Annotated in this window: 15 protein-coding genes; 6 read left to right on the top strand and 9 right to left on the bottom strand. The window is 73.1% G+C overall.

All coding sequences use genetic code 11. From position 1 onward, the window contains the following. Positions 1-147 precede the first annotated feature (147 nt). Positions 148-1188, top strand: coding sequence for an LLM class F420-dependent oxidoreductase (locus F7P10_RS14815; RefSeq protein ID WP_151009877.1), 1041 nt, complete (start codon positions 148-150; stop codon positions 1186-1188). A 450-nt stretch (positions 1189-1638) separates the two neighbouring features. On the opposite strand, the gene F7P10_RS14810 is transcribed toward F7P10_RS14815, so the two are convergent. The 8 genes from F7P10_RS14810 to F7P10_RS14775 all read right to left on the bottom strand — a co-directional run bounded on the left by F7P10_RS14810 (position 1639) and on the right by F7P10_RS14775 (position 12071). Further along, positions 1639-2373: a class I SAM-dependent methyltransferase gene (locus tag F7P10_RS14810; protein ID WP_218040509.1), complete on the bottom strand. Its 735-nt coding sequence runs from the start codon at positions 2371-2373 to the stop codon at positions 1639-1641. An 81-nt stretch (positions 2374-2454) separates the two neighbouring features. Then, positions 2455-3030 carry a dihydrofolate reductase family protein gene (locus F7P10_RS14805; RefSeq protein WP_151009876.1) on the bottom strand — a complete coding sequence of 192 codons (576 nt, stop codon included), beginning with the start codon at positions 3028-3030 and terminating at the stop codon, positions 2455-2457. 105 nt (positions 3031-3135) lie between these two features. After that, entirely contained in the window at positions 3136-3678 is a 543-nt protein-coding gene (locus F7P10_RS14800) for an ATP-binding cassette domain-containing protein (protein WP_176611475.1), read from the bottom strand. 187 nt (positions 3679-3865) lie between these two features. Then, the gene (locus tag F7P10_RS14795; RefSeq protein WP_151009874.1) at positions 3866-4492 is read right to left on the bottom strand and encodes a hypothetical protein; all 627 of its coding nucleotides are present in this window, start codon (positions 4490-4492) and stop codon (positions 3866-3868) included. After that, entirely contained in the window at positions 4489-7059 is a 2571-nt protein-coding gene (gene lanL / locus F7P10_RS14790; RefSeq protein WP_151009873.1) for a class IV lanthionine synthetase LanL, read from the bottom strand. The genes F7P10_RS14795 and lanL overlap by 4 nt, the downstream gene beginning before the upstream one ends. A 133-nt stretch (positions 7060-7192) precedes the next feature. Further along, positions 7193-7396: a hypothetical protein gene (locus F7P10_RS14785; protein WP_151009872.1), complete on the bottom strand. Its 204-nt coding sequence runs from the start codon at positions 7394-7396 to the stop codon at positions 7193-7195. A gap of 1188 nt (positions 7397-8584) precedes the next feature. Next, a complete protein-coding gene (locus tag F7P10_RS14780) occupies positions 8585-10849 on the bottom strand; it encodes a LuxR C-terminal-related transcriptional regulator (RefSeq protein WP_151009871.1) in 2265 nt (754 codons plus the stop codon). A 55-nt stretch (positions 10850-10904) separates the two neighbouring features. Beyond that, the gene (locus F7P10_RS14775) at positions 10905-12071 is read right to left on the bottom strand and encodes a CdaR family transcriptional regulator (protein WP_151009870.1); all 1167 of its coding nucleotides are present in this window, start codon (positions 12069-12071) and stop codon (positions 10905-10907) included. Positions 12072-12315: 244 nt separating this feature from the next. Here F7P10_RS14775 and F7P10_RS14770 point away from each other — a divergent pair, with 244 nt between their 5' ends. From F7P10_RS14770 to F7P10_RS14755, 4 genes are read left to right on the top strand one after another with little or no spacing between them, the layout of a single operon-like run. After that, positions 12316-13839 (top strand): DUF3375 domain-containing protein, encoded by a 1524-nt coding sequence (locus tag F7P10_RS14770; protein ID WP_151009869.1) that lies wholly within the window; start codon positions 12316-12318, stop codon positions 13837-13839. Beyond that, complete coding sequence (locus F7P10_RS14765) at positions 13832-14539, top strand: DUF4194 domain-containing protein (protein WP_151009868.1); 708 nt, start codon at positions 13832-13834, stop codon at positions 14537-14539. Before F7P10_RS14770 ends, F7P10_RS14765 begins: the two co-directional genes overlap by 8 nt. After that, positions 14536-17892, top strand: a complete 3357-nt coding sequence (locus tag F7P10_RS14760; protein WP_151009867.1) for an ATP-binding protein — start codon at positions 14536-14538, stop codon at positions 17890-17892. The genes F7P10_RS14765 and F7P10_RS14760 overlap by 4 nt, the downstream gene beginning before the upstream one ends. Continuing rightward, on the top strand, positions 17844-19073 hold the full coding sequence (locus F7P10_RS14755; protein WP_151009866.1) for a DUF3322 and DUF2220 domain-containing protein: 1230 nt from the start codon (positions 17844-17846) through the stop codon (positions 19071-19073). The genes F7P10_RS14760 and F7P10_RS14755 overlap by 49 nt, the downstream gene beginning before the upstream one ends. A 110-nt stretch (positions 19074-19183) precedes the next feature. Here F7P10_RS14755 and F7P10_RS14745 read toward each other — a convergent pair whose 3' ends face one another. Beyond that, positions 19184-20203, bottom strand: a complete 1020-nt coding sequence (locus F7P10_RS14745; protein ID WP_151009865.1) for an NADP-dependent oxidoreductase — start codon at positions 20201-20203, stop codon at positions 19184-19186. A 95-nt stretch (positions 20204-20298) separates the two neighbouring features. On the opposite strand from F7P10_RS14745, the gene F7P10_RS14740 reads away from it, so the two are divergent. Further along, positions 20299-23472 carry a BTAD domain-containing putative transcriptional regulator gene (locus F7P10_RS14740; protein WP_151009864.1) on the top strand — a complete coding sequence of 1058 codons (3174 nt, stop codon included), beginning with the start codon at positions 20299-20301 and terminating at the stop codon, positions 23470-23472. Positions 23473-23498: the final 26 nt, after the last annotated feature.

Below are 23498 nucleotides of genomic sequence, written 5' to 3'. Positions count from 1 at the left end.
CCCTGTCGAACGTTCGTTAAGTTCTAGCTATCGATCGTTCGTTAAGTAGCGTAATGTAGGTGAGCGGCGTCACAGGCGTCAACACTTCGGCCGGTCGGAGCGGGCCGCGACGGCCCGCCCGGCCCTGTCTGATCCTGGAGGTTCGCTATGCGGATCGGCACGACCCTCGGCTACAGCGGCGGTTTCACGCAGGCGGCCGCTGAACTGCGCGACCTTGAGGCCGCCGGGGTCGAGATCGCCTTCGTCGCGGAGGCCTACTCCTTCGACGCCGTCAGCCAGCTCGGGTACCTGGCGGCGGTCACCGAGCGCATGCGGCTCGCCTCCGCGATCCTGTCGATCTACACCCGGACGCCGGCGCTGCTCGCCATGACCGCGGCCGGGCTCGACCACGTGTCGGGCGGCAGGTTCGTCCTCGGTCTCGGCGCGTCCGGCCCGCAGGTGATCGAGGGCTTTCACGGCGTCCCTTACCACGCCCCGATCGCCCGGACCCGCGAGATCGTGGAGATCTGCCGCCGCGTGTGGAGGCGCGAGGCGGTCGTGCACCGCGGCCGGCACTACGAGCTTCCGCTGCCGGCCGATCGCGGGACCGGGCTGGGCAAGCCGCTGAAGCTCATCAACCACCCGGTCCGGCCCCGCGTCCCGATCATGCTGGCCGCCATCGGCCCCAAGAACGTGGAACTGGCCGCCGAGGTCGCTGAGAGCTGGCTGCCGGTCTTCGTCCACCCCGGCCGGCTGCACGAGGTCTGGGGACCCTCGCTCGCAGCCGGGCGGGCCCGCCGGGACCCCGAGCTGGGCCCGCTGGACGTCGTGGTCACCATGCCCCTGGCCATCGGCGACGACGTCGACCACCTGCTCGACCTGGCGCGCCCGCAGCTGGCGCTCTACATCGGCGGCATGGGCGCCCGGGGCAAGAACTTCTACAACGACCTCGCCCGGCGGTACGGCTACGAGCGGGAGGCCGAGCTGATCCAGGAGCTCTACCTGGCGGGCCGCAAGAAGGAGGCGGAGGCCGCCGTTCCCGAGGACCTGTTGCGCGCGACGTCGCTCATCGGCCCCGAGAAGTACGTGGCCGAGCGGATCGCCGAACTCGCCGAATGCGGCGTCACCACGGTCAGCGTGAAGCCGCTCGCCGGTCCCCTCGACGAACGCGTCGCCGCCATCGAGCGCCTGCGGGACCTGATGCCCTGACAGTGTCCGGGCGGACGCGCCGGGTGGCCCGGTACCGCGAACGCCCCCGGGCGGACGCGCAACGCACTCCGACCCGGGGGCGGACGGATGCCGCCTCGGTGGATGGTGTTCTCGTGCCGGTCGTGGACGCCTTCATATCCCGTGATCCGCCGGGCGTTACCGGTCGGGTGCCCTTGCCGCGCCGACGAAGTGCGGCGACTCCTCCTCCGGACCTTCTTCCGGCGGCTCCAGGAAGTGCTTGACGACCGGCGTCGTGGGTCGAACACCGCGCCCATCCGACGATCAACCACAGCGGAGGCGAAGGAGTGGGGCGCCTGCGATGGGTGTGGGCGCCCGTCCGTGCGCGCCGTCGCTGCCCTGGCTTCCGAGGATCCGGACGTAACCGAAGCTTCTACTCACGCTGAGCCTCCCCGGAGCACGGACACCTGACCTGAGGTCACCGGGGCGTGTTCAGGGGGTGGCTGGTTTGCGGGCGGTGAGCAGGCGGGTCGGAACCCACGGACTGCCCCACCACGCGCGCCAGCCGAGGCCGCGCACGCGGATGTCCTGGGCGTTCAGCCGGGCCAGCACCGCGGCGTACTCGCGGGGGGTTCGCGCCAGGTCGGCGATCAGCAGGCGGCCGCCCGGCCGCAGCACCCGGTACGCCTCGGCGATCACTTGGGCGCGGGTGTCCGCGCCGAGAATGGTGTGCACCGTCAGGCTGGACACGACCAGGTCGAAGCTCGCCTCCGCGTACGGGAGTCTGCGCAGGTCACCACCTTGCACGTGGACGCGGTCGGCGACGCCTTCGGCGCGGGCGTTGCGCAGGGTCGCCGCCGGGGCATTGCCGGACTGGTCCCGTCCGCGCCACAGGTCCACGCCGACCGCCCGGCCCCGCGGGAGGCGCCGGGCGGCGGCCAGCAGGACGGCGCCGCGCCCGCAGCCGAGGTCGAGCAGCCGTTCGTCGCCTCGCAGGTCCAGTTCGTCCAGCACGTCCCGCCAGACCAGGAACTTGCCGCGCAGCGTGGCGTGCAGGCTCAGGGCCAGGCATCCCGCCAGCAGGGTGCCGGAGACCAGCGCGGGCAGCGCGGCGGCCGGATCGGCGGTGATCGCCATCACCAGCCCGGTCACCCAGAACCCCAGCACGACCAAGCCCATGAAGCCGAACCCGTAGGGCGAGTCGATCCCGTATCGCGCGCCGGGCATCCCGCCACTCTGCCACGAACCGGTCGCTCGGGGGCCGACTACGCCGCACTGGTCCACCGCCGCCGAGTACAGTGCCCGGGTTCAGGAGGCCGCGGAAGTGGCGGATCCTTCCTTGGGAGTGTCGCCGTTCGTGTAAACGAGGTGGACGACGCCGGTGGCGTCGAAGGTCGTCGAGGACAGGAGCTTCAGGGGCACGGTCCGGCCGTCGGTGAACAGTTTCGCGCCGTGTCCGACGACGATCGGGTGGACGAGCAGGTGCAGTTCGTCCACCAGGCCCTGCTCCAGCATCCAGCGGACCAACGCGGCGCTGCCGGTGGTGCCGAGCCGGGTGTCCGCCTTGAGCTCGGTCAGCCTCGCCGCGACATCGCCGTTGACGAGCGAGGAGTTCCGCCATGTCGCTTCGGTCAGGGTGTCGGACACCACGAACTTGCGCGCGCTGTTCATGACCTCGGTCATCGGATCGGCGGGGTCGGCGTCCGGCCAGTAGGAGGCGAACCCTTCGTAGGTGTGCCGACCGAGGAGGGTCGCCTCGGCCTCGCCCATCAGCTCGCCGACGACGGCGCCCATCTGGTCGTCGAAGTAGGGGAAGTGCCAGGTCTCCGGCGCCTCGATCACGCCGTCGAGGGAGATGAAGAGGCTGGACTTGATGAAACCCATCGCGATGCTCCTTCTGAGGGCGTCCGGGGCGGCCGCCCCGGACGGGTGTGTCGTCCAAAGGTCGAACGGCGTCTCGGCGGATCGACACGTGCCCGAGATTTTCTCTCACCCGCCACGCGGGGAGGGGCCGCCCCAGGCGATCGTCCCGGCCGTGGGCCGGTACAGGCCGGCCAGCAGGCGGGCCAGGGTGGTCTTGCCTGAGCCGTTCTCATCGACCAGGGCGATGACCTCACCCTGAACGAGGGACAGGTCGACGCCTTCGACGGTGGGCTTCTCGGTACCGGGTAGCAGAAGGTGACATCGTCCAAACGGATCGCGGCGAAATCGCGGGGCATCGGGTCGCCGGTGGGGTGATGGGCGCGCGCGTGGCTGTCGGTGAGGAACCGGTTGAAGTCGCCGATGTATAGGCCGCGTTCGTACAACCGGTTGGCGGTGGTCGCGAGCTGGACGAAGGACGCCTGCCCGGCACGGATCGCCATGACCGCGGTCGCGGCGGCGGCCAGCGGCACCACCCCCGCGTTCAACAGCGCTCCGAGGGCGATCAGGGTGATCAGGACGCCGATCCCGCCGAGCGTGCGTCCGGCCATGGTGGTTCGGGCGCGGGTGAGTTCCAGGCGCTGCCGCTGATTCTGGACGGCCTCGGCCCACCGCCGGTACTCGGCGAGCAGGAACTGTTCGGCGCCGTAGGCACGGATCTCGGCGGCCGCCGGGCGGCCGGTGATGAGATCTGCGATGAGTTGCTGGCGGTGGTAGAGGGCGGCGAGGGGGATTTCCCCGGTGTAGGCGGTGCGGGCGGCGCGCATCGCGGCCCAGGTGTGCGGGATGACGGAGGCCGTCAGCAGGACCAGGAGCAGGGGTGCAGCGTGGCGGGGATCCCGCCGACCGCGAGCAGCCCGGCGATGGCGGCGGCGACGGCGAGCAGTTCCGCGACGGCAAGTTCGATGGCGGGCAGTGTGCGCTGACGGGCCCGCGACAGTGCTTCCTGCCAGTCGGGGTTGTCGAAGGCGGCCAGTTCGACGGCGGCGGTCGCCTCGTACAGCCGGTCGTGGGCGTGTCGGAGGACTCGGGGCGTCAGCCGGGACTGGGCCTCTGCGACGGCGGCGGTCAGCGCGCCGCGCGCCGCCAGCACGCCGCCGACCAACGCCAGAAACGGTGGCGCGGCGGTGATCCGCTGCGGGGTCGGGCCGCCGGCCAGGAGCGCGGCCGGCACGCGGGTGCCGGCCAGCAGCCCCAGGCCGGTCAGCGCGGCAGCGGCGGTCTGGCAGGCCAGCACCGTGACCGTGAGCCCACGGCCGGCCGTCCACAGCAGCCCGATGGTCTGACCGATCGCGCCGGGCAGTTCGCGCAGCATCGCCAGGCTGCCGGTCTTCACAGCCTGCGGCCGCCCGCCGAACACGGCCTGCTCGTCTATCCCCGCCGCGCACCGTTCTTCGGTGTCGGGCCGTGCCGTGCCGGTGGTCACGCCGCCGTCCACTGGCCGAACGTCCACGGCCCGGCGCCGCCGTGGTCGCGCACGCGGCGCAGCAGCGTCAGTATCCCGGCGCTCCCGGTGGCCCATCCCCCGCTGCCGCCGCGCAGGGAGTTGTCGGGGAACTCCGCAGGAGTGTCGGGTTCTCCGCCGCAACGGTCCAGCATCAGTCCCAGCACCCGTTCGGCCTCGCCGAACCAGGTGTTCTGTCCGGTGGCCGCGCCGAGGTCCACCAGCAGTTCACCGACGCCCGCCATGCCGCAGCACTGCGTGACGATGCCCATGCGCGGCGCCATCAGCAGGGACGTCTCGGCCGCGTCCTGGGCCAGCCGCAGGCACCGGTCGTCACCCAGTGCTGCGGCGCGCAGCAGGGATGTCCCGATTCCCGAAAGCCCCTGACACCAGGACGCGCACATTGGCCGGGCGGAGGGGCGCGCGGCGGCGGCCAGCACCTGCGGCAACCGCTCGCACAGCACGGCGTACTGCACGTGTGCGGCGGCCTCGGCCCGCCGGTCGCCGGTGACGGTGTGGTAGGCGAGCAGGAACGCGCCCAGCCCGGCGCGTCCGTGGGCGTGGCCGAGGCCGATGACGATCCCGTTGGTGGGGTCGGCGGTGTCGTCCGCCGAGGTGAGGCACTCGCCGTCGGCGATCCGGCGTGCGCACTCGGCCGCGACGGCCAGATGGGCCCCGTCGCCCGTCAGCTCGGCCAGCATCAGATGACCCGCGCCGATCCCGGCCAGTCCCTGCGCGTAGTCGGAGTACTCCACCCGCGCCAGGAGACCGGGGTCGGGCGGCGCGGCGCGGCGCGCCGCGCCGCGCAGGTCGTCATCGTCCAGCCGCCGTCCGGCGGCGGCCAGGAACACCGCGATGCCCGTCCGGCCGAAGGCCAGTCCCTGCGGGTAGGCGTTGAGCAGGGGGTGCTCGGCCGTGTTCCGGGCCAGGTCGGCGGCCAGCGCCTGTGCGGTGCCGTCGGTGAGATGATGCAGCAGCTCGGTCCCCAGACCCGCGGCCCCCTGCCAGACGTCGAGCCGCAATGGTCCCGACGGCGAGTCGGAGGTGAGCAGCTCCTTGCCGTGCCGGACGGTCTGGGCCAGCGTGTGCGTCAGCACCCGCGCCACCGTTCCGGTGTCTACTTCGGCCGGATGGTGGCTCCAGCCGGTGAACCGGCCGCTGTCTCCGGCCCGGAGCGCGCCGACGGCGGCGATGCGTTCGGCGGGGTCGGCGCTGACCAGGCCCGGAATCCGCGCCAGAGTCGGCCCGCCGTCGGGAAACGCGCGCGCCAGCACCGCCAGTGACTGCTCGGCGTCACGCAGCGCGTCCCGGTGGATCATGACCGGGTCGATGCCGGTGGCAGCGTAGAACAGTGTCATGCCGACGGCGAAGTGGTCGTCGGCGACCGTGCCCGGCTCGCCGCGCAACTGCTCCGGCGAGCAGTAGCCGCGGCTGTATCCCGGACGTTGCCGCCCGTCGAGCCGGGCGAGCTCGAAGTCGATCAGATGGCATCCGCCCGCCTCGTCCAAGACCACGTTCTTGGGACTCAGGTCGCGCACGACCACCCCGCGCTCGTGGACGGCGTCCAGGAGCACCAGCAGTTCCCGCGCCAGCACCGACAGGTCCCGCTCGCCCGGCCGGTCGGGGTAGATACCGGACGTGGCGACGTCGTCCGCAAGGTTGCGTCGCCCCATGGAGGACAGCACGAGGAACTCGTCCTCGCCGTGCCGGAAATGATCCAGCACCTGGGGAACCCCGGTGACACCGTCCAGTGCCGCCAGCACCCGCCGCTCGCTGCGCAGGTTCGCGCGGCAGTCGCTGTCGGCCGTCTCACCACCGATGTAGGCTCGCGCCTCCTTGACGACGACCTCCCGCCCGGTGACCACGTCCCGGCCCCGGAAGATCCGTCCGCGCGAACTGTTCCGGACACCCTCCCGCAACCGCCAGCGCCCGCCCAGCACCACGCCGGGATCGCCGTCGCCCACCGGCGCGCCCTTGCCCACCGGCGTTACTTCGTCGGCATCCGGCGGCGGTCCTTGGTCGGCGCTGAGCGGGTCGCGTTCCCAGGGCGGGCAGTCGAAGAACCGGCCGGCCGCTCCCGGGTACTCTTCCCCGTCCGGGCCGGTTACCACCAGCTCGGGCTGTCCGTTCAGGCTCACCCGATACCGGGCCGCGAACGGGCCGTACCGGTAGTAGACCGGCGCCTCGGGGTGCACCCGGCGATCGCTGCGCACCACCGGCGCGGCGAACCCGCGCAGCGCCTCCGCCAACTCGACGGCCAGCTCCCGGAACAGGTCCGGCGACGGATAGGCCGTGATCGCCTTGCCCACCGACGACACGCGGTCGTCCGGGGCGTTCAACTCGGCCAGCGCCTCCCGCCCGTTGACCACCTTGAACGCGCACCCCCGGCGCACCAGAAGCGGAACCACGACCCGCAACGTCTCCGGCAACGTGGCCGGGCGAGCGGAAACATGAATCTTCCAGCCCTGTTCCGGAAGCGACACCGACGGCGGATCACAATGCACCCAAACCCGCCCGGCGCGGGTCCGCCATCCGAACTCGCCGACCATTTCAGAAAGACCATCGGCCAGCAACTCGCCCCGCAGTGAAGAAACCAATCCATTAACCTCTCACCCGGTGGCGCCGGAAAGGTGGCCGCAGAAACAACCACCTTTCCGGCTCAGGAACTCCGCCGACTCGACGCTAGCTGTCGCAGACGAAGGTTTGCCCATAGGTGCACGTGTGGGCCGAATCGCCATCGCAGACGAACGTCATGCCGGTGTTGCAGGTGGGCGCACACGCCTGCGGTCCGTGTGCGGCGACCTCCTCGTCGCTGTCGAAGAACCCGATGTCCAGGTCTGCGGTGGACGGTCCCGCGTCGCGCGGGCCCACGAGCAGGGCGTTCATGGCGACAACTCCTCTCACCCAAGCGCCGGCGCCATGTTCGGCTGTACCGGCAAACGATTCTTTTGTCGTTCCTGTTTTGCATGCGCTCGCAGCGCCCATCGACAATTGCACGTCGACCAACAAGGTTCCATCTCCCTCGGAGAGCGGGTCGAGTAGCAGCGAAGATACCGACCTCTCACCGTCACACCCCGCACCGAACCTCCAATATAAGGAAAGGTCGGCACCTGGGGCGTTCATCACTTTTCTCTCAAATTCGCCGCGTCACCCGCTGCCGCGAACACGATCGGGAAGTCCGCGTGGGACGGCCGGCTACCCGAAGCAGCCCGGCCAAACGTCGGTGGGGCGCGAGCCACCAAGGTCCTGATCAGCCTGCACCGCCGGCCGGACCGCGTCCCGCCCCGGCGTCAGGCCGCGCGTTCCTGGTCTTGCCGACCGCCCGGGTGCCAGCGGAGGGCTCGCCGCCCGCGTGCCGCCCGGCGCGGGCCCGCCATCGTCCCGCCCTGCGCGCCTCTCAGCGGGCACGACATGGTCGGCCCCACGAACGCGGCCGAAGAGACCGAGCGGGGTCGCTTCGCGGCGTCGGCGGGCGCGGCCAGCGCTGCCAGGGTCGTCACGGCCGCAGCGATCGCAGCGGCGGCGCGGGGAGCGGCTGCTGCAGGGTGGTACCCGCTACACCGTCCCCCCGGACCGGCCGGCCGCCGTCCCTCTCACCCGTGACGTGCCCGCCGAGGCACTGGACTGGCCGCTTCGCCGCGTGCAGCAGGCCCCCGACCACGCCCAGGACCATCCCGAACTCGCCAGGCCCCGGCACTGCGGCGCCTGCCGCCCGACGCCTGCACTCTCACCGCCCGCCTGGACATCCTGACCACAATTTCTCAGTCGGTGCACGGATCGCCGAGCAGGCGCTACACCCCAGGTCCAGCGGTGTTCGGGGACTCCAGCCGCGCAACCGGCATGCCGGGATCTTGTGGGCTTGCCCGGCGTGGCAAGCACACCCCGCTCAGGCTTCCTCACTTGCCAAGACCAGGAAGCCCGCGAGCCGTCGAGTATGGCCCGCCTACTCGAACAGGGCGCCCCGCATGATCTCCTGCACACCGTCCGGGCCCGGGAAGGCCACAGATTTCGCCGCCGACCACAAGTGCGACCTGCGGCCCACGCTCCGCTGACGGCCCGGGCCCCCGTCGGACGTCAGCGCTGCTCGGTGAACCAGACGGCGACCTGAGCACGCTTACGGAAACCGAGCTTGTCCAGAATGTTCCGGACGTGGGTGTCGGCCGTGCGCTGGGAGATCACCAGCTTGGCCGCGATGTCCCGGTTGGTCAGGCCCTCGGCGACCAGCCCGGCGATCTCCCACTGGCGTCCGGTCAGCGCCCCTGGCCGGGCGCCCTCGCCGGGTTCCGCCGCGCCGAGCGCGTACCGCGCGGCCTCCGCACCGGTCATGCCGCGCCCCGCGGCGAACGCGCGGCCGAAGTGCTCCTCACCCAGCGCGGCCAGCGTGCTCGCCCGGTGCGCGCGGTGCGGGCCGGACACGGCGATCTCCGGCGCCGACCCGATCGCCCGCCAGAGCGTGGCCGCCGCGCCGAAGAGGGTGGCGGCCTTGACGTGCTCGCCCTTCCGGTCCGCGATCCAGGCGAGATTGTCGAGCAGGTAGGCGGTCCCGGAACCCGCGCCGATCTTCATGAGGTTCCGCAGGGACTCGCGGGCGAGTTCCTCGGCCGGCTCGACATCGCCCCGCTCGACCTCCAGATAGGCCAGTCCGAACTGGGCCATGGCGCGGTACCGGGTCTCGCCGTGCGCCTCGCAGAGTTCCAGCATCCGGCGCAGCGCCCGCCGGCCCTCCGCCACGTCGCCCTTCCGGTAGCCGGTGGACACCCCGAAGATCCACAGCGGATGCAGTTCCCGGCGCACGTCCCCGTGCGCGCGGAACACGGCGGCCGCCTCGGCGGCGAGGTCGGCGGCACACGTGTCGGTCCTGATCTGCGCGGCGAGCGCACGCACGTAACCCAGCAGCGCCCGCAGCAGGTCGTCCCGCGGGCCCGCGAACCGGTCCGCCTCGGCGAGCCGGCGCTCCGCCGCGTCCAGGTCCAGATGCCAGACGCCGTGGAGCGCGCAGATGGCCAGTGCGCGCGGCCGATCGGGGTGATCGGACGGGGCGATGGCGAGCGCCCGGTCGAGCCACTGGCGGCACTCCTGGCTGTGACCGAAGAACGTCCAGTACTCGTCCAGCCGGGACGCGATCCGCAGTACGGCCCCGGCCTCTCCCGGCTCGGTCAGCGACCATTCCAGGGCGGCGCGCAGGTTCGCCTGCTCCAGCCTCAGCCGGACGATCCAGGACAGCTGCTCCCGGCTCACCCAGTCCGCGTCGGCCGCCGCGGTCAGCCGGTCGATCCAGTCGCGGTGCCGCAGGCGGACCGCGCTCCGTTGGCCTGCCTGGTCCAAGAGTTCCCGGCCGTGCTCGCGGAGGGTCTCCAGCATCCGGTAGCGGACGATGTCTCCGTGGTCTTCCCGGATCAGAACGGACTTGTCGAGCAGGCCGTCCACGGCGTCCAGGACCTCCTCGGCCGCGAGGCCGGGTCCCGCGCACACCCGTTCGGCCGCGGTCAGGTCGAACGTGCCGGCGAAGACCGACGCCCGCGACCAGAGCGCCTGCTCGGCCGGCGAGCACAGGGAGAAGCTCCACTCGATGGTGGCGCGCAGCGTCCGTTGCCGTTCCGGCGCCGTGCGCGGGCTGGACGTGCGCAGCGGCAGCCGCCGGGTGAGCCGGTCGGCGACCTGCTGCGGCGACAGGGAACGCATCCTGGCCGCGGCGAGCTCGATCGCCAGCGGCAGCCCGTCCAGATGCCGGCAGATCCGCACGACGGCCGCGCCGTTCCCGGCCGTGAGCTCGAACCCGGGAACGATGCTCGAGGCACGATCCACGAGCAGGCGCACCGCGTCGTAGCGGGCCAGCTCCGCGGGCGAGGCCGCGACGTCCTCCGCGGGCACCGCCAGCGAGGGAACCCGCAGAACCCGTTCTCCCGCCACGCCGAGCGACTGCCTGCCGGTCCCGAGAACGGCCACACCGCCGCATCCGGCCAGAACCGCGGCGGCGAACTCGGCCGCCTCGTCCACCACGTGCTCGCAGTTGTCCAGCAGGAGCAGCAGCGCGCGTTCACGCAGATGACTCAGGACGAGCCGGCGCGCGGGCTGACCCGACCGGTTGTGCAGGCCCAGCCGGGTGGCGACGAGATCCGGTAGCAGCGTGCCGTCGCGAAGCTCGGTGAGATCGACGAAGACGGCACCGTCGGCGAACCCTCCGGCCACCTGTGCGGCCGTCGCGGCGGCGAGCCGGGTCTTGCCCACACCACCCGGGCCCGTCAGCGTCACGAGCCGTCCGGCGGCCAACGCCGCCCGGACCTCGGCGGTCTCGCATCGCCGGCCAACGTAACTGGTGGTGGCGCGCGGAAGGTCCATGAGGCCGTCACGGTAGCCGATCTCGATGACCGCCGCCAGGGAGGGAAAACGCAGGTCAGTCCGCTCTTGCGGCGCCCACTCGGTCTCTCGTCCTGGCGTACAGCAGCAAGTGCATGTCGAGCTGGTTCCGCGGCTCGTAGAGCTCCTCCCCGAAGAGGGCCTCGAGCCTGCGGAGCCGGTAACGGACGGTCTGCGGGTGCACATGCAGCCGCGCCGCGGTCACGATCGCCCGGAAATGGCACTCCAGGAGCGCCAGCAGGGTCACCTCGAGTTCCCGCCGTACCGACGGCCGGACGGCGTCCAGCGGGGCGAGCCGGTCGGCCGCCACGAGCTCCACCAGATCGGCGCCCCAGGACGTCATGAGCCGGGGCAGATGGTCCGCGGACCGGACGGGCCGGCTTCCCTCCGCCGTGATTCGTCCGCTTCTGACCAGCGACAGCGTGCGGTACGCCCACCGCAGCGACCTCGCCGCGTCCGCTACGCCCACGGTGGGCCCGATCGCCGCCGTCCGACCGCGCAAACCGGCCGCCACCTGGCGGCGCCGCGCGGGCCCGTCGGGGTCCGGCAGGAGCAGACAGGGCTCGTCCAAATGCAGGCCGAAAAGCGCGTCGGGCGGAAGCACCGGCCGGGGACCGCCCGCCCCCAGGGCGATCACCGCGACGGTGCGCGGCATCGGCCACCCGGCGCTCCGCGCCGCCGCCTTGATCTCCGCCGCCCCTGGACACGGGGTCAGCAGGAGATCGAGGAGTTCCCGCCGACGCTTCTCGTCTTCGCCGACGGCGTGGGCTCCGGAGCCGCCGTGGCCCGCGATGACGGCCTCCGCGATGCGATCGGTGTAGGCGAACACCATCTGCGCGATCTTCCCGACCGCGCTGATCTCGACGCGCAGGCCCAACCGCTCGGCGTGCTCGCTCAACCTGGCGATCGCTATCCCGGCACCCAGCCGGGCGGCGGCGGGCAGGACGTCCGGGCCACGGCCCTCCGCGGCTTCCCGAACACCGGCCTCCCGGGCCCGCCCGAGGATCTCGTCGGACGGCGGCCCGGACTCGTCCAGCAGGTCGAGGAAGTGCCCGATGAGGCTCTCCACGAACGAATCCAGATACCGCGCCGCCCCCAAGGCCGGCACCTCCCGGCGAATCCTGACGGTCACCTCGGCCGCCACCTCCGGCACATAGGAGCGGAGCGTCCCGTCGAGCGTGGTGCCCTGCCCGTTGATCTCCACGCCGCCTCCTGCTCATCGGTGCTACGCAACGATCGGTCAGGTGATTCACTCCGCACCATCCACAGAACTACGTATCCGCCGAGTACCGACGGTTTGACCGACCCCCCGCAGAGCAGGACGCAGACGGTTGCCCGCCAGAAACGGGGCGCCCGCGCGTCCTCCGCGACCTGGATGATCCGCCTCGCGAGTTCGGGAACCCGGCTGGATGCACGGTGTCAGCCCCAGGCTCTACCCTTGTTCGGCGATGGGAACACGAGGCGTGGAGGGCGCGTATCAGGGTGCGCTTCGGGCGTTCCAGAACCCGATGCTCGATCTGCTCCACCGGACCTACGCGCCGTTCGTGGTGACGGTGCTGGCGATGATGTTCACGCCGGAGCGGCCGACGGTGGTGGTGGCGGACGCCCACGCGGAGATCGCCGACGCCCTCGACCAGCTGCGGGCCGCGGGCTACGGCTCCGAGGACGATCAGCCCCTGCCCGCGGGGAACGCCCGTGACCTGTGCAGGCAGTGGGTGCAGGCGGGCTGGCTGGTGCGGCAGGTCTCCGACGACGTCGAGGTGTACCGGCTGTCCGCCCACGGCGTCGGCGCGCTGGAGGTGGCGGGCCGGGTCGGCGGGGCGCGGACCCGGGTGTCGGAGTCCCGCGTCCGGACGCTGCTGGAGGCGGTCGAGCGGCTCGCGCAGGACGCGGACCCGGACGTGATGGCCCGGATGGCGCGCCTCCAGACGGAGATCGATCAGCGTCGCCGTGAGCTGGAGCGGCTCGAACGGGGCGGCGCCGTCGAGACTGTCGACGACGACCAGTTGCTGGAGGCGGCCGAGAACGTGCTGCACCTGGCGCGGGAGCTGCCCGCCGACTTCGCCCGCGTCGCCGAGTCGATCAAGGCCATGCAGCGAGACGTCGTCGCCGATCTGCGGCAGGACGTGCGGCCGACCGGGGAGGTGCTGCGCGAGTATCTGGAGCGCGGCCGGCAGATCATGGACGCGACGCCGGAGGGTCGCGCGTTCGCCGGGGCGCTCCGCCTGATCGGCGACCCGGCGCAGATCGAAGACCTGTGGAACCTGCTGCGGACCGTGCTGCGGCACGGGTTCACCGGCCTGATGGCGGAACCGCAGCGGCGGGAACTCGCCGAGATCGCACGCCGGATCGAGCAGGGCGTCAAGGAGGTGCTGACCGCGCAGCGGCAGGCGTCGCACGTCATCACCACCCAGGTGCGCGACCACGACCCGATGCGGGACCGCCAGGTGGACGAGCTGCTGCGGGACGTGATGTCCGGACTGCACGCGTGGGTGCCCGGGTCGCGCCGCGGCACGGCCGTCGACCCGCTGCGCCGCCTGCCGGTGGCCGACGTCGGGCAGCTGCGGCAGACCATGAGCGACCCGCGGCCGCCGCAGCCGCCCACGCCGCTGCGGGAATGGGACGAGACGGAGGACGTGCCGACCGCGGACACCCGGGCGTGGGGCGGCCCGCAGTACGCCGATCTGCACGCGCACCTGGCGGCCTTCGCCGACGGCGCGGACGGGACGGACGGCGTCGACGTGGCGGCCGCGTTCCGTGCGGCCGACGAGCGGATCCGGCGTCCGGTCGACCTCCTCGGCCTGCTGGAGATCGCGCACGACCTCGGCATGGCCGACACGGCCGAGGTCGCGGTGGTCGAGACCGTCCGGCCGGACCGGAGCCGGCGGCGGCTCGCGTTCGGCGGTGTCCTGGCCGCGAACCCGGCGCGCCCCCGCGCCGCGGCCGAGACACCGGGAAGCGACGATGAGTGAACCGGACGTCCGGGACGAACCGGACGGCACGGACGGCGCGGGCTCGCCGGGCGCCGGCGGGTCGGCCGTCGAGGCCGCCGGGTTCATCGACCCGGTGGCGATGGAGGACGACCCGGCCGAACTGTTCGCCGGCGACGCGGGCACGCTCGACGTGGACGTCCGGCGGCTGCTGGTGCGGCTGCTGCAACGCAGGTTCCTGCTGGCCGAGAAGAGCCCGGCGCAGTGGCGCACGCTGCTGGAGAACCACCAGATCATCGAGTCGCGGCTGCACGACCTGTTCGTCCGGCTCGTGGTCGACCACGAGCGGGGCATCGCCTACAAGCAGCAGGTGCGCTCGGCGGAGCTCGACGTCCCGATCCTGCTGAAGGACGACCCCTACAACCGGGCCGAGACCCTGGTGCTGGTCCACCTGCGGACCGTCTTCCAGCGGGAGCGCGGCACCGGCGAGACGTCCGCGCGGGTCGACATCGAGGAGCTGGAACAGACCGTGCTGACCTACTTCGACCCGGACGACCACAACCTCGCCCGCGGCCAGCACGAGATCCGCAAGGCGGTGGAGCGGCTGGTCAAGGAAGGGCTGCTCGCGGAGGAGTCCGCGGGCCGGTACCGCATCACGCCGCTGGTCGAGGTCGTGCTGAGCACCGAGAGGCTCACCGAGCTGAACCAGTGGCTACGGGAACGGAACGAGGCCGCCCCATGACCATGCTCGACACGCTGTTCGGCTTGATCCCCGCCGCGTCGCGGGGGCAGCAGTGGGTCGCGCGGGACCTGCAACTGGTCAACTGGGGCGGCTACGACGGGTACCACCGCATCCGGTTCGCCCCCGGTGCGACCCTGTTCAGCGGCGGTTCCGGGTCGGGCAAGTCGACGCTGATGGACTCCTACATCGCGTTGCTGATGCCGCACACCACGCCGTTCAACGGGGCGTCCAACGGCGGGGTGTCCGGCCGCCCCCGCGGCAAGGACCAGCGCAACATCCTCTCCTACGCGCGCGGGAAGCTCGACGAGTCGCGGACGAACGGCGAGACGCGGCTGCGGGTGCTGCGCGGCGACGGCCGCGACACCTGGACGGCGATCGCGATGACCTGGGCCGACCGGAGCGGCGCGGTGTTCACCGCGCTCCGCGCCTGGTACGTGCCGTCGGCCGCGCGGACCCTCGACGACGTCGTCGTGGTCCGCGCCACCCGGGACGACGACTACGATCTGCGTGAGCTGGACGGCCCCGCGGCCGGGCGGCTCGCCCGTCCGGCGGTCGAGGCGACGGGCCTGACCTGCTTCGGCACCGAGCGGGACTTCACCGCCCGGCTGCACACCACGCTGGGCATCGGCGCCGCCGGGGACGGGCACAAGGCGGTCGGGCTGCTCGGCAGGATCCAGGCGGGCCAGCAGATCACCACCGTCGACGCACTGTACAAGACGATGGTCCTGGAGGAGCCGTCCACCCTGGCCACGGCGGACGAGGTGGTGCAGCAGTTCGACGAGCTGTCCGGCACCCGGGAGCGGATGATCACCGCCCACCGGCAGGTGCGGGCGCTGACCCCGATCCGCGAGCACCGGGAGGCGATCGACGGCGCGGTGACGCGGCTGCGGGTGATCGACGGCGTCGGATCGTTCACCGACCCGGCGTCCCCCGCGGCGCTGTGGCGGCACGAACGCCGCCTCGACCTGCTGCGCGCCGCCGAGCAGGACCTGACCGTCCGCCGCCGCCAGGCCGAGAAGAAGGCGGCGGAGACGGTCACGCTGATCAAGGCGGCGGAGTCCCAGCGGGACGCGGTGCTGGACACCCTGCGCGCGTCCGGCGGCGACCGGTTGGAGACCGCGCTCCGGGAGATCCGCGGCGCGGAGCAGCGGCTGGCCGACGTCGAACGCGCCCGGCAGCGGCTCGACCGGGTGCTCGGCACCCTCGGCGCCACCGTGTCGTCCGGGCAGGACTTCGCCGCGCTCGTCGACACGGCGCACCGGGCGCTGGCCGACGCCGACGCCAGGAGGACCGCGCAGAACGAGTTCGCGGAGGCGACAACGGAGAAGAGGGCCGCCGAACGCGAACTGGACGACCTGCGGGCCGAGCGCGGCGCGGTCAAGGCCCGCCGGGGCAACATCCCCACCGACCTGCACGCCGCCCGCGACATGCTGGCCGACGCCGCCGGGCTCACCCCGGACGCCCTGCCGTTCGTCGGCGAGCTGATCGAGGTGCGCACGGAGTTCGAGCCGTGGCGGGAGGCGTTCAACCTGGCGCTCGGCGGGTTCGCCACCCGGATGCTGATCGACATCGGCCGGCTGAACGCGTTCCGCGAGGCGATCAACACGGTGAAGCTCGGCCGGCGGATCCGGTTCGAGGGCGTCCGCACCGGCATGCGCGACGAGGTCGGGCTGGACGACAAGACGCTCCCCGGTCGGCTCGACTACCGGTCGTCGCCGTTCACCGCCTGGCTCAAGAGCGAACTCTCCCGCGGCTTCGACTACGTCTGCGTCGAGACGCCCGCGCTGCTGATGCAGCACTCGAAAGCGCTCACGATCACCGGCCAGACGTCGCAGCGCGGCCGGGGCGCGCACGGCGGCCACGGCCGGGCCAACCTGCTGGGGTTCACCAACACCCGGCTGCTCGCCGACCTCGACGCCCGGATCGTCCGCGCGGAGGAGCGCCACGACGACGCCGTCGCGCAGGCGGCGAAGGCGGAGCGGAACCTCAACTCGTTCGAGGAAAGGCGCAACGCCTACCAGACCGTGACGGAACTGTCCTGGGACCAGGTGGACGTCGAGTCGGTCACCACCGAGCGGGACCGCTGGGAGCAGATCATCGGCGAGGTCCGCGCGGGCAACCCGGAGATCGACCGGCTGCAGCAGCAGGCGGAGGACCTCAAGCAGCAGGTCACCCGGCTGACCGAGAGCGTCGGCGGGCAGAAGGCGGAGGTGAAGCGGCTCGCCGGGTCCTGGGACGCGATCGTCGACGAGGTGGACGACGCCCAGAAGGCGCTCGACACCGCCGCGGCGACCGGCGCCGAGGTGAGCCGGGAGCACCGGGAGTACCTGGCGGCGCTGTTCGACGACGCCCCGGACGGCACCGACCCGGCGACGGCGCTGAAGGAGTTCGACGCCGCGCACCGCCGCGGCATGGAACGGATGGGCGACGACCGGAGGTCGGCGGAGGGAACGATCGGCCGGTCGCGCAAGGCGCTGCACGACACGTTCTCGACGTTCGTCGAGCGCTGGCCGAACCCGAACCTCGGCACCGAGCCGGACGCGTCGTACCGCGACTTCGAGCGCCTCCTCACCGACCTGGAGACCAGCGGCCTGCACGAGCTGGAGACCGAGTGGCGCGACAGCCTGCTGAAGCTCTCCGGCAACGACCTGACCAGCCTGGACAGCGAGCTCGCCGCCGCCGTCCGGGAGATCCGCGATCGGATCGACCCGGTCAACCGCATCCTCGCCGAACTGCCGTTCGCCGACGACGGCCACCGGCTGCGCATCGACCCGCAGGAAAGCCACTCGGCGGCGCGCGCCCGCTTCCGCAAGGATCTGCGCGAGGTGCGCGCGGTCATCGACAAGGCGGCCACCGACGCCGAGCGGGAACGCGCCTACCACCGGATGGCCAAGGTGATCGACCGCATCCGCCGCACCGCGCCCGACTTCGCCGAGCTGGTCGACGTGCGCAACCACGTCCGGATCAGCGCGGAGAAGCGCGACCTCGCCGGCGCGCACGTCGCCGTCTACGACCACATCGGGGAGAAGTCCGGCGGCGAGTCCCAGGAGCTGGTCGCGTTCATCGTCGGCGCCGCGCTGCGCTACCAGCTGGGCGACGCGGGCGCCGAACGCCCCCGGTACGCGCCCGTCCTCCTCGACGAGGCGCTGATCAAGGCGGACGCCCACTTCACCGGCCGGGCCATCGGCGCCTGGCGCGGGCTCGGCTTCCAGCTCATCATCGGCGCCCCCAACGACAAGCACAGCGCCATCGAACCCCACGTGGACGCGGAATACCTGATCCTCAAGAACACCGAGGGACGGTCATGGGCGAAAGCGATCGTCGCGGTTCCCGAACCGCGACCCCACGACTGATCGACCCGGCCGGCGCGCTCCAGGCGCTCGGCCGCAAGATCCACGAGAAGTGGGCGGCCGCCGTGTGCGCCGAATCCGGCGTCGGCGAGCCGGTCACCTTCGCCGTCCCGCTCCGTCCCGGCGTGTCGACCGGCAGAGCGGTGGCGCAGATGAGAGCGCCCGCCTGGACCGAGTGGCACATGGCCTGGCGCGAGTTCGCCGCCCGGAACCCCGGCGTGGAGATCGTCCGCAAACCGCTGTCCGTCCAGGGCGTGACGAACGACTACCCCGTGAAGCTCGTCGCGGACCTGGACACCGCCGTCGCGCTCGTCCCCGGACCGGACGTCGCCCGCGCCCGCGCGCTCGCGTCGTCCCTGCGGTCCGCCGGCGCGGTCCTCACCCCGGCCACCCTCCGCGCCGTCTGCCGGCTCGGCGACGGCGACGTCGAGGTGCTGCTCAGCGCGGTGACCTGGCTGCACCGGAACCCGGACGCGAGCGCATGGACCGCACGTCAGCTCCCGGTCCCCGGAATGCACACCAAGTGGCTCGACGCCCACGGCGCACTGCTGCGCGATGTCGCCGGACGCGACGTTCGGGACGAGGTCCGGTCCCGCCCGACCGTCCTGCACCTGACCTACGTCGATCCTGGCCACGCCGCGTCGCACCGCCGCAGGCACGACGCCTGGACCACCGGCGACACGCACGACATCGGCTACCGGCCGCGAACCGTCCTCGTCGTCGAGAACCGGGATTCCCGGCTCTGGTTCCCGCCGGTGCGGGACACGATCGTCGTCGAGGGCGGCGGCTGGGCGGCCGCGGCCCAGCTCGCGAAGGTGCCCTGGATCCGCGCCGCGGAGCACATCGTCTACTGGGGAGACATCGACGCCGACGGCTACGCGATCCTCGACCGGTTCCGCGCCGCGCTCGCCGAGCCCGCCCCGGACGGCGCGCCACCGAAACCGGTCGCCTCGATCCTGATGGACGACACCGACCTGCACCACTACCGCCGGCACGGGGTGAACCACGACAAGGCCGGTCGCCCCCTCGGCCCGTCCACCACACCGCTGCCGCGCCTCACCGAGGCCGAGGCGACCGCCTACGACACCATCGCGACCGAAGGCTCCACCCCCTTCCGCCGGATCGAACAGGAAGCGATTCCCCTCACCGACGCCGTAACCCGACTGCGGGATGTCACCGCTTAATCCTTCTCGAGCCGGACGCGCGTCCGGTCGGCGATGCGGGCGGTGAGGGAGTCGGCGCGGTGGTGGGCGACGACGAGCAGTGCGGTGGCCATGGGGTGCCCTTCCGGTGATCAGAGGCGGACGAGCGTCTTGCCGGTGTTGGCGCCGCGCAGGTTGCCGAGAAGGGCGGCCGGGGCCCGGTCGAGGCCGTCGAAGACGGTCTCCTCGGTGTGCAGGGTGCCGTCGGCGAGCCAGCCCGCGGCCTTGGCGATGTACTCGGGGAAGAGATGCAGGTACGCGCCGACCTGCATGCCGCGCAGGGCGAGCCGCTTGTAGACGATCTGCGCGAGGTTGGCGGGGCCGGGGACGGGCGCGGTGGCGTTGTAGCCGCTGATGGCGCCCACCAGCGCGGCGCGGCCGCCGACGTTCAGGGCGTCGATCGCGGCTTCCAGGTGGTCGCCGCCGACGGCGTCGAGGTAGACGTCGATGCCGTCGGGGGCGGCGTCCGCGAGCTGGGCGGCGATGCGGCCGGCGCGGTGGTCGAGGGCGGTGTCGAACCCGAAGTCGGCGAGCAGCTTCTCGGTCTTCTCCGGCCCGCCCGCCGAGCCGATCACCGTCGCGGCGCCCAACCTGCGGGCGAGCTGCCCGGCGACGCTGCCGACCGCGCCCGCCGCCGCCGAGATGAACACCACGTCGCCCTCGCGGACGGGTGCCACGTCGGTGAGCGAGGCGTACGCGGTCAGGCCGGTCGTGCCCAGCGGCCCCAGGTACGCCTGGACGGGCGCGAGGGCGGTGTCGACGACGGTCGCGGCGGCCGCGTCCAGCACCGCGTACTCCCGCCACCCCAGGAAGTGCGAGACGGTCGCGCCGACGGGGACGTCCGCGGACCGGGAGGCGATGACCTCGCCGACCGCCGCGCCCTCCAGCGGGACGCCGAGCTCGAACGGCGGAAGGACGGGCGAGGGCACGTCGTCCATCCGCCCCCGCATGTACGGGTCCACCGACATCCACGTGTTGCGGACCAGGATCTGCCCGTCGCCCGGCCGCGGCACCGGGGCCTCGGCGAGCGCGAAGTCGGCCGGGGCCGGTTCGCCGACCGGACGGGCGGCGAGCCGGATCTCACGGCCGGTGAAGGGGCTGTGCGAAGTCATCGGAACTCCCATCGGGGGTGCGTCGGTTGATGGCCTCACTCTGCTGAACGGCGCTTTGGATCTCCTTCAGGTCGGCTGTCGGTAGCCTTCCGGTCATGCGTTTCGGGGTGCTCGGTCCGCTCGCCGTGTGGACGGACGACGGGGCGGCCGTGCGCGTCCCGGAGCTGAAGGTCCGTGCGCTGCTGGCGGACCTGCTGGTCCATCGCGGCCGCCCCGTCTCGGTCGACCAGCTGGTCGACGACCTGTGGGGCGGGACGGCCAGGCTGCCGCGCAACCCCGTCGGCACCCTCCAGACGCGCGTGTCGCAGTTGCGCCGCGCGCTGGACGCCGCGGAGCCGGGCGGGCGCGGGCTGCTGGTGTCGCAGGCGCCCGGCTACCTGCTGCGCGCCGACCCGGAGAAGGTGGACGGCGACCGGTTCCACGCCCTCGCCGGACGGGCCCGCGCCACCGAGGACGCGCATGCCCGGGCCGTCCTGCTGGCCGACGCGCTGGCGCTGTGGAGGGGACGGGCGTTCGCCGACTTCGCCGACGAGGAGTTCGTCCGTCCGGACGCCGCGCGCCTGGAGGACGAGCGGCTCGCCGTCCAGGAGGAGTACGCGGAGGTGCGGCTGGAGCTGGGCGAGCACGCCGTGCTGGCGGGCGAGCTGACCGAGCCGGTGGCGCGGCATCCGCTGCGGGAACGGCTGCGGGCCGTGCATCTGCGCGCCCTCTACCGGGCGGGGCGGCAGAGCGAGGCGCTGGCCGGGTTCGAGGATCTGCGGCACCGGCTGGCCGAGGAACTCGGCGTCGACCCGAGCCCCGAGCTGGCCGCGCTGCACCGGGCGATCCTCGCGCAGGAACCCCGGCTGGACGCGCCGCGACCGATCGTGCGCGCCGCCACGGCGGCCCCGCGGGCGATTCCCACGAACCTTCCCGCGTCGCTGACCGGCCTCGTCGGGCGCGACGCCGCGGTGCCGGAGGTCCGCGCGCTCCTGGACGAATCGCGCCTCGTCACCCTGACCGGCCCGGGCGGCGTCGGCAAGACGCGCCTCGCCCTGGAGACCGCGCGGGCCCTGACCGGCGCGGACGAGCGGTTCCCGGACGGCGTGTGGCTGGTGGAGCTGTCCGGGCTCGACCGCGCCTCCGGCGCGACCCCGGCCGACGCGATCGCGATGGTGCTCGGCGTCCGGGACGACGACGCCCCCGCCGTCGAGACCGCGCGCCGGACGCCCGTGGAGCTGCTCGCGGGCGCGCTCGCCGCCCAGCGGCTCCTGCTCGTCCTCGACAACTGCGAGCACGTGATCGACCCGGTGGCCGTGCAGGTCGCGGCCCTGCTGCGGGCGGCGCCCGGGGTGCGCGTGCTCGCCACGAGCCGGGAGTCGCTGGCGCTGTCGGGCGAGCGGTTGTGGCCCGTGCCGCCGCTGGGCGAGGCGGACGCCGTCCGGCTCTTCACCGCGCGGGCGGCCGCCGCCGTCCCCGGATTCGCGCCGGGGCCGGGTGACACGGCGACGATCGCCGCGGTCTGCCGCCGGCTCGACGGGATCCCGCTCGCCGTGGAGCTGGCCGCCACGCGCGTCCGGGCGCTCGGCGTGGACGGGCTCGCGGACCGGCTCGACGACCGCTTCCGCCTGCTGACCTCGGGAAACCGGGACGCCCCCGCCCGCCAGCGGACGCTCCGCGCGATGATCGACTGGTCGTGGGAGCCGCTGGCCGGGGACGAACGCGCCGTCCTGCGCCGGCTCGCGGTGCACGCGGACGGCTGCACGCTGCGGGCCGCCGAGGAGGTGTGCGCACAGGACGGGATCGACGTCCTCGACGTCCTGGCGCGGCTCGTCGACCGCTCGCTCGTCGTGCGGGTGGAGGGAACCGGCGGCCCCCGGTACCGGCTGCTGGAGTCGGTCAAGGCGTACTGCGCGGAGCGGCTGGACGAGGCGGGCGAGTCCGCGGAGATCCGTGCCCGGTTCGTCCGGCATCACGTGGCCCTCGCCGCGCGGGCCGAGCCGCACCTCTACGGGCACGACCAGCGGCGATGGCTGGAGCTCCTGGACGCCGAGGCGGCCAACCAGCGTGCGGTCCTGGAGGACGCCGCGCGCCTCGGTCTCGCGGCGGACGCGCTGCGCCTGGTCGACGCGCTGGCCTGGCACTGGTACCTGCGCGGACGGCTGACCGAGGCACTGCGATCACTCGATCTGGCGCTGGGCGTCGAGGGCGGGCCGCCGGAGGTGCGCGCGAAGGCGGCCGTCTGGCGGGCCGGATTCGTGCTGCTCACCAACAGCGAGGCGGCCACCGAAGCACCGACGTCGTACCAGGACGTTCCCGACCCGGGCGCGCGGGCCTGGGCACGATGGTTCCTCGCCTTCGCCCACCGCGGCTTCGGCGACCTCGAAGTGACCGGTGACCTGGTCCAGCGAGCGCTGGCGGAGTTCCGCGGGCTCGGTGAACGCTGGGGGACGGCCGCGGCGCTGAGCGTCCGGGCGACCGTCCACCGTGCGCGCGCCCGGCTCGACGCGGCCCGCCGCGACGCCGAGGAGAGCGAGTCGCTCTTCCGCGACCTCGGGGACCGCTGGGGGCGGCTGAAGGCGACCAACACCCTCGCCGAGCTGGCCGAGATCGCCGGAGACTACGACCGGGCCGCCCGGCTGCACGAGGAGGGGCTGCGGATGGCCGAGGAGCTCGGCCTCTGGGCGGAGGCATCGTTCCGGCTGTCCGGCCTCGGCCGGATCTCCCTCCTCACCGGGGACCACGCCGCGGCCGACGATCGGCACCACCGCGCCCTGAAACTGGCCGCCGACCAGTCGAACAAGGTCGCCGAGCACTTCGCGGCGGTGGGCCTCGCCCTGTCCGCCCGGCGGCGCGGCGACCTCGACGCGGCCGAGGCGCGGCTCCTGCCGTGGGTCGACTGGATCCGGACGGTCGACGGGGAGCCGGGGCTCGCGCTCGTCCTCGCCGAACTCGGCTTCGCCGCCGAACAGCGCGGGGACGCGGACGCGGCGCTCGTCCGGCACCGCGACGGACTCGCCGCCGCCCGCCGGATCGGCGACCCGCGCGCCGTCGCGCTCGCCTTCGAGGGCCTCGCCGGGGCCCGGTCGCTCGCCGGCGACGCCCGTCCGGCGGCTCGGCTGCTGGGCGCGGCCGCCGCCCTGCGCGCCTCGGCCGGCGCCCCGCTGCCCGCCGCCGAACGCGCCGACGTCGACCGCGTCGCCGCCCGCGTCCGAACGCTCCTGGACGCCGACTCCTTCGCCGCCGAGTACACCCGCGGCGAATCCGACCCCGACGCCACGTCCGCCTGACCCGTCGTCGACCGAAGACAAGAAGC

The sequence above is a fragment of the Actinomadura sp. WMMB 499 genome (assembly GCF_008824145.1).
In the GTDB taxonomy this organism is placed as follows: domain Bacteria; phylum Actinomycetota; class Actinomycetes; order Streptosporangiales; family Streptosporangiaceae; genus Spirillospora.
This window is presented reverse-complemented; position numbering and strand designations above follow the sequence as displayed.

What these genes read in the sequence shown, in the direction of transcription:
- F7P10_RS14815 (WP_151009877.1), top strand. Translation starts at nt 148, where the DNA reads ATGCGGATCGGCACGACCCTCGGCTACAGCGGCGGTTTCACGCAGGCG.
- F7P10_RS14810 (WP_218040509.1), bottom strand. Translation starts at nt 2,373, where the DNA reads ATGCCCGGCGCGCGATACGGGATCGACTCGCCCTACGGGTTCGGCTTC.
- F7P10_RS14805 (WP_151009876.1), bottom strand. Translation starts at nt 3,030, where the DNA reads ATGGGTTTCATCAAGTCCAGCCTCTTCATCTCCCTCGACGGCGTGATC.
- lanL (WP_151009873.1), bottom strand. Translation starts at nt 7,059, where the DNA reads ATGGTCGGCGAGTTCGGATGGCGGACCCGCGCCGGGCGGGTTTGGGTG.
- F7P10_RS14785 (WP_151009872.1), bottom strand. Translation starts at nt 7,396, where the DNA reads ATGAACGCCCTGCTCGTGGGCCCGCGCGACGCGGGACCGTCCACCGCA.
- F7P10_RS14780 (WP_151009871.1), bottom strand. Translation starts at nt 10,849, where the DNA reads ATGGACCTTCCGCGCGCCACCACCAGTTACGTTGGCCGGCGATGCGAG.
- F7P10_RS14770 (WP_151009869.1), top strand. Translation starts at nt 12,316, where the DNA reads ATGGGAACACGAGGCGTGGAGGGCGCGTATCAGGGTGCGCTTCGGGCG.
- F7P10_RS14765 (WP_151009868.1), top strand. Translation starts at nt 13,832, where the DNA reads ATGAGTGAACCGGACGTCCGGGACGAACCGGACGGCACGGACGGCGCG.
- F7P10_RS14760 (WP_151009867.1), top strand. Translation starts at nt 14,536, where the DNA reads ATGACCATGCTCGACACGCTGTTCGGCTTGATCCCCGCCGCGTCGCGG.
- F7P10_RS14755 (WP_151009866.1), top strand. Translation starts at nt 17,844, where the DNA reads ATGGGCGAAAGCGATCGTCGCGGTTCCCGAACCGCGACCCCACGACTG.
- F7P10_RS14745 (WP_151009865.1), bottom strand. Translation starts at nt 20,203, where the DNA reads ATGACTTCGCACAGCCCCTTCACCGGCCGTGAGATCCGGCTCGCCGCC.
- F7P10_RS14740 (WP_151009864.1), top strand. Translation starts at nt 20,299, where the DNA reads ATGCGTTTCGGGGTGCTCGGTCCGCTCGCCGTGTGGACGGACGACGGG.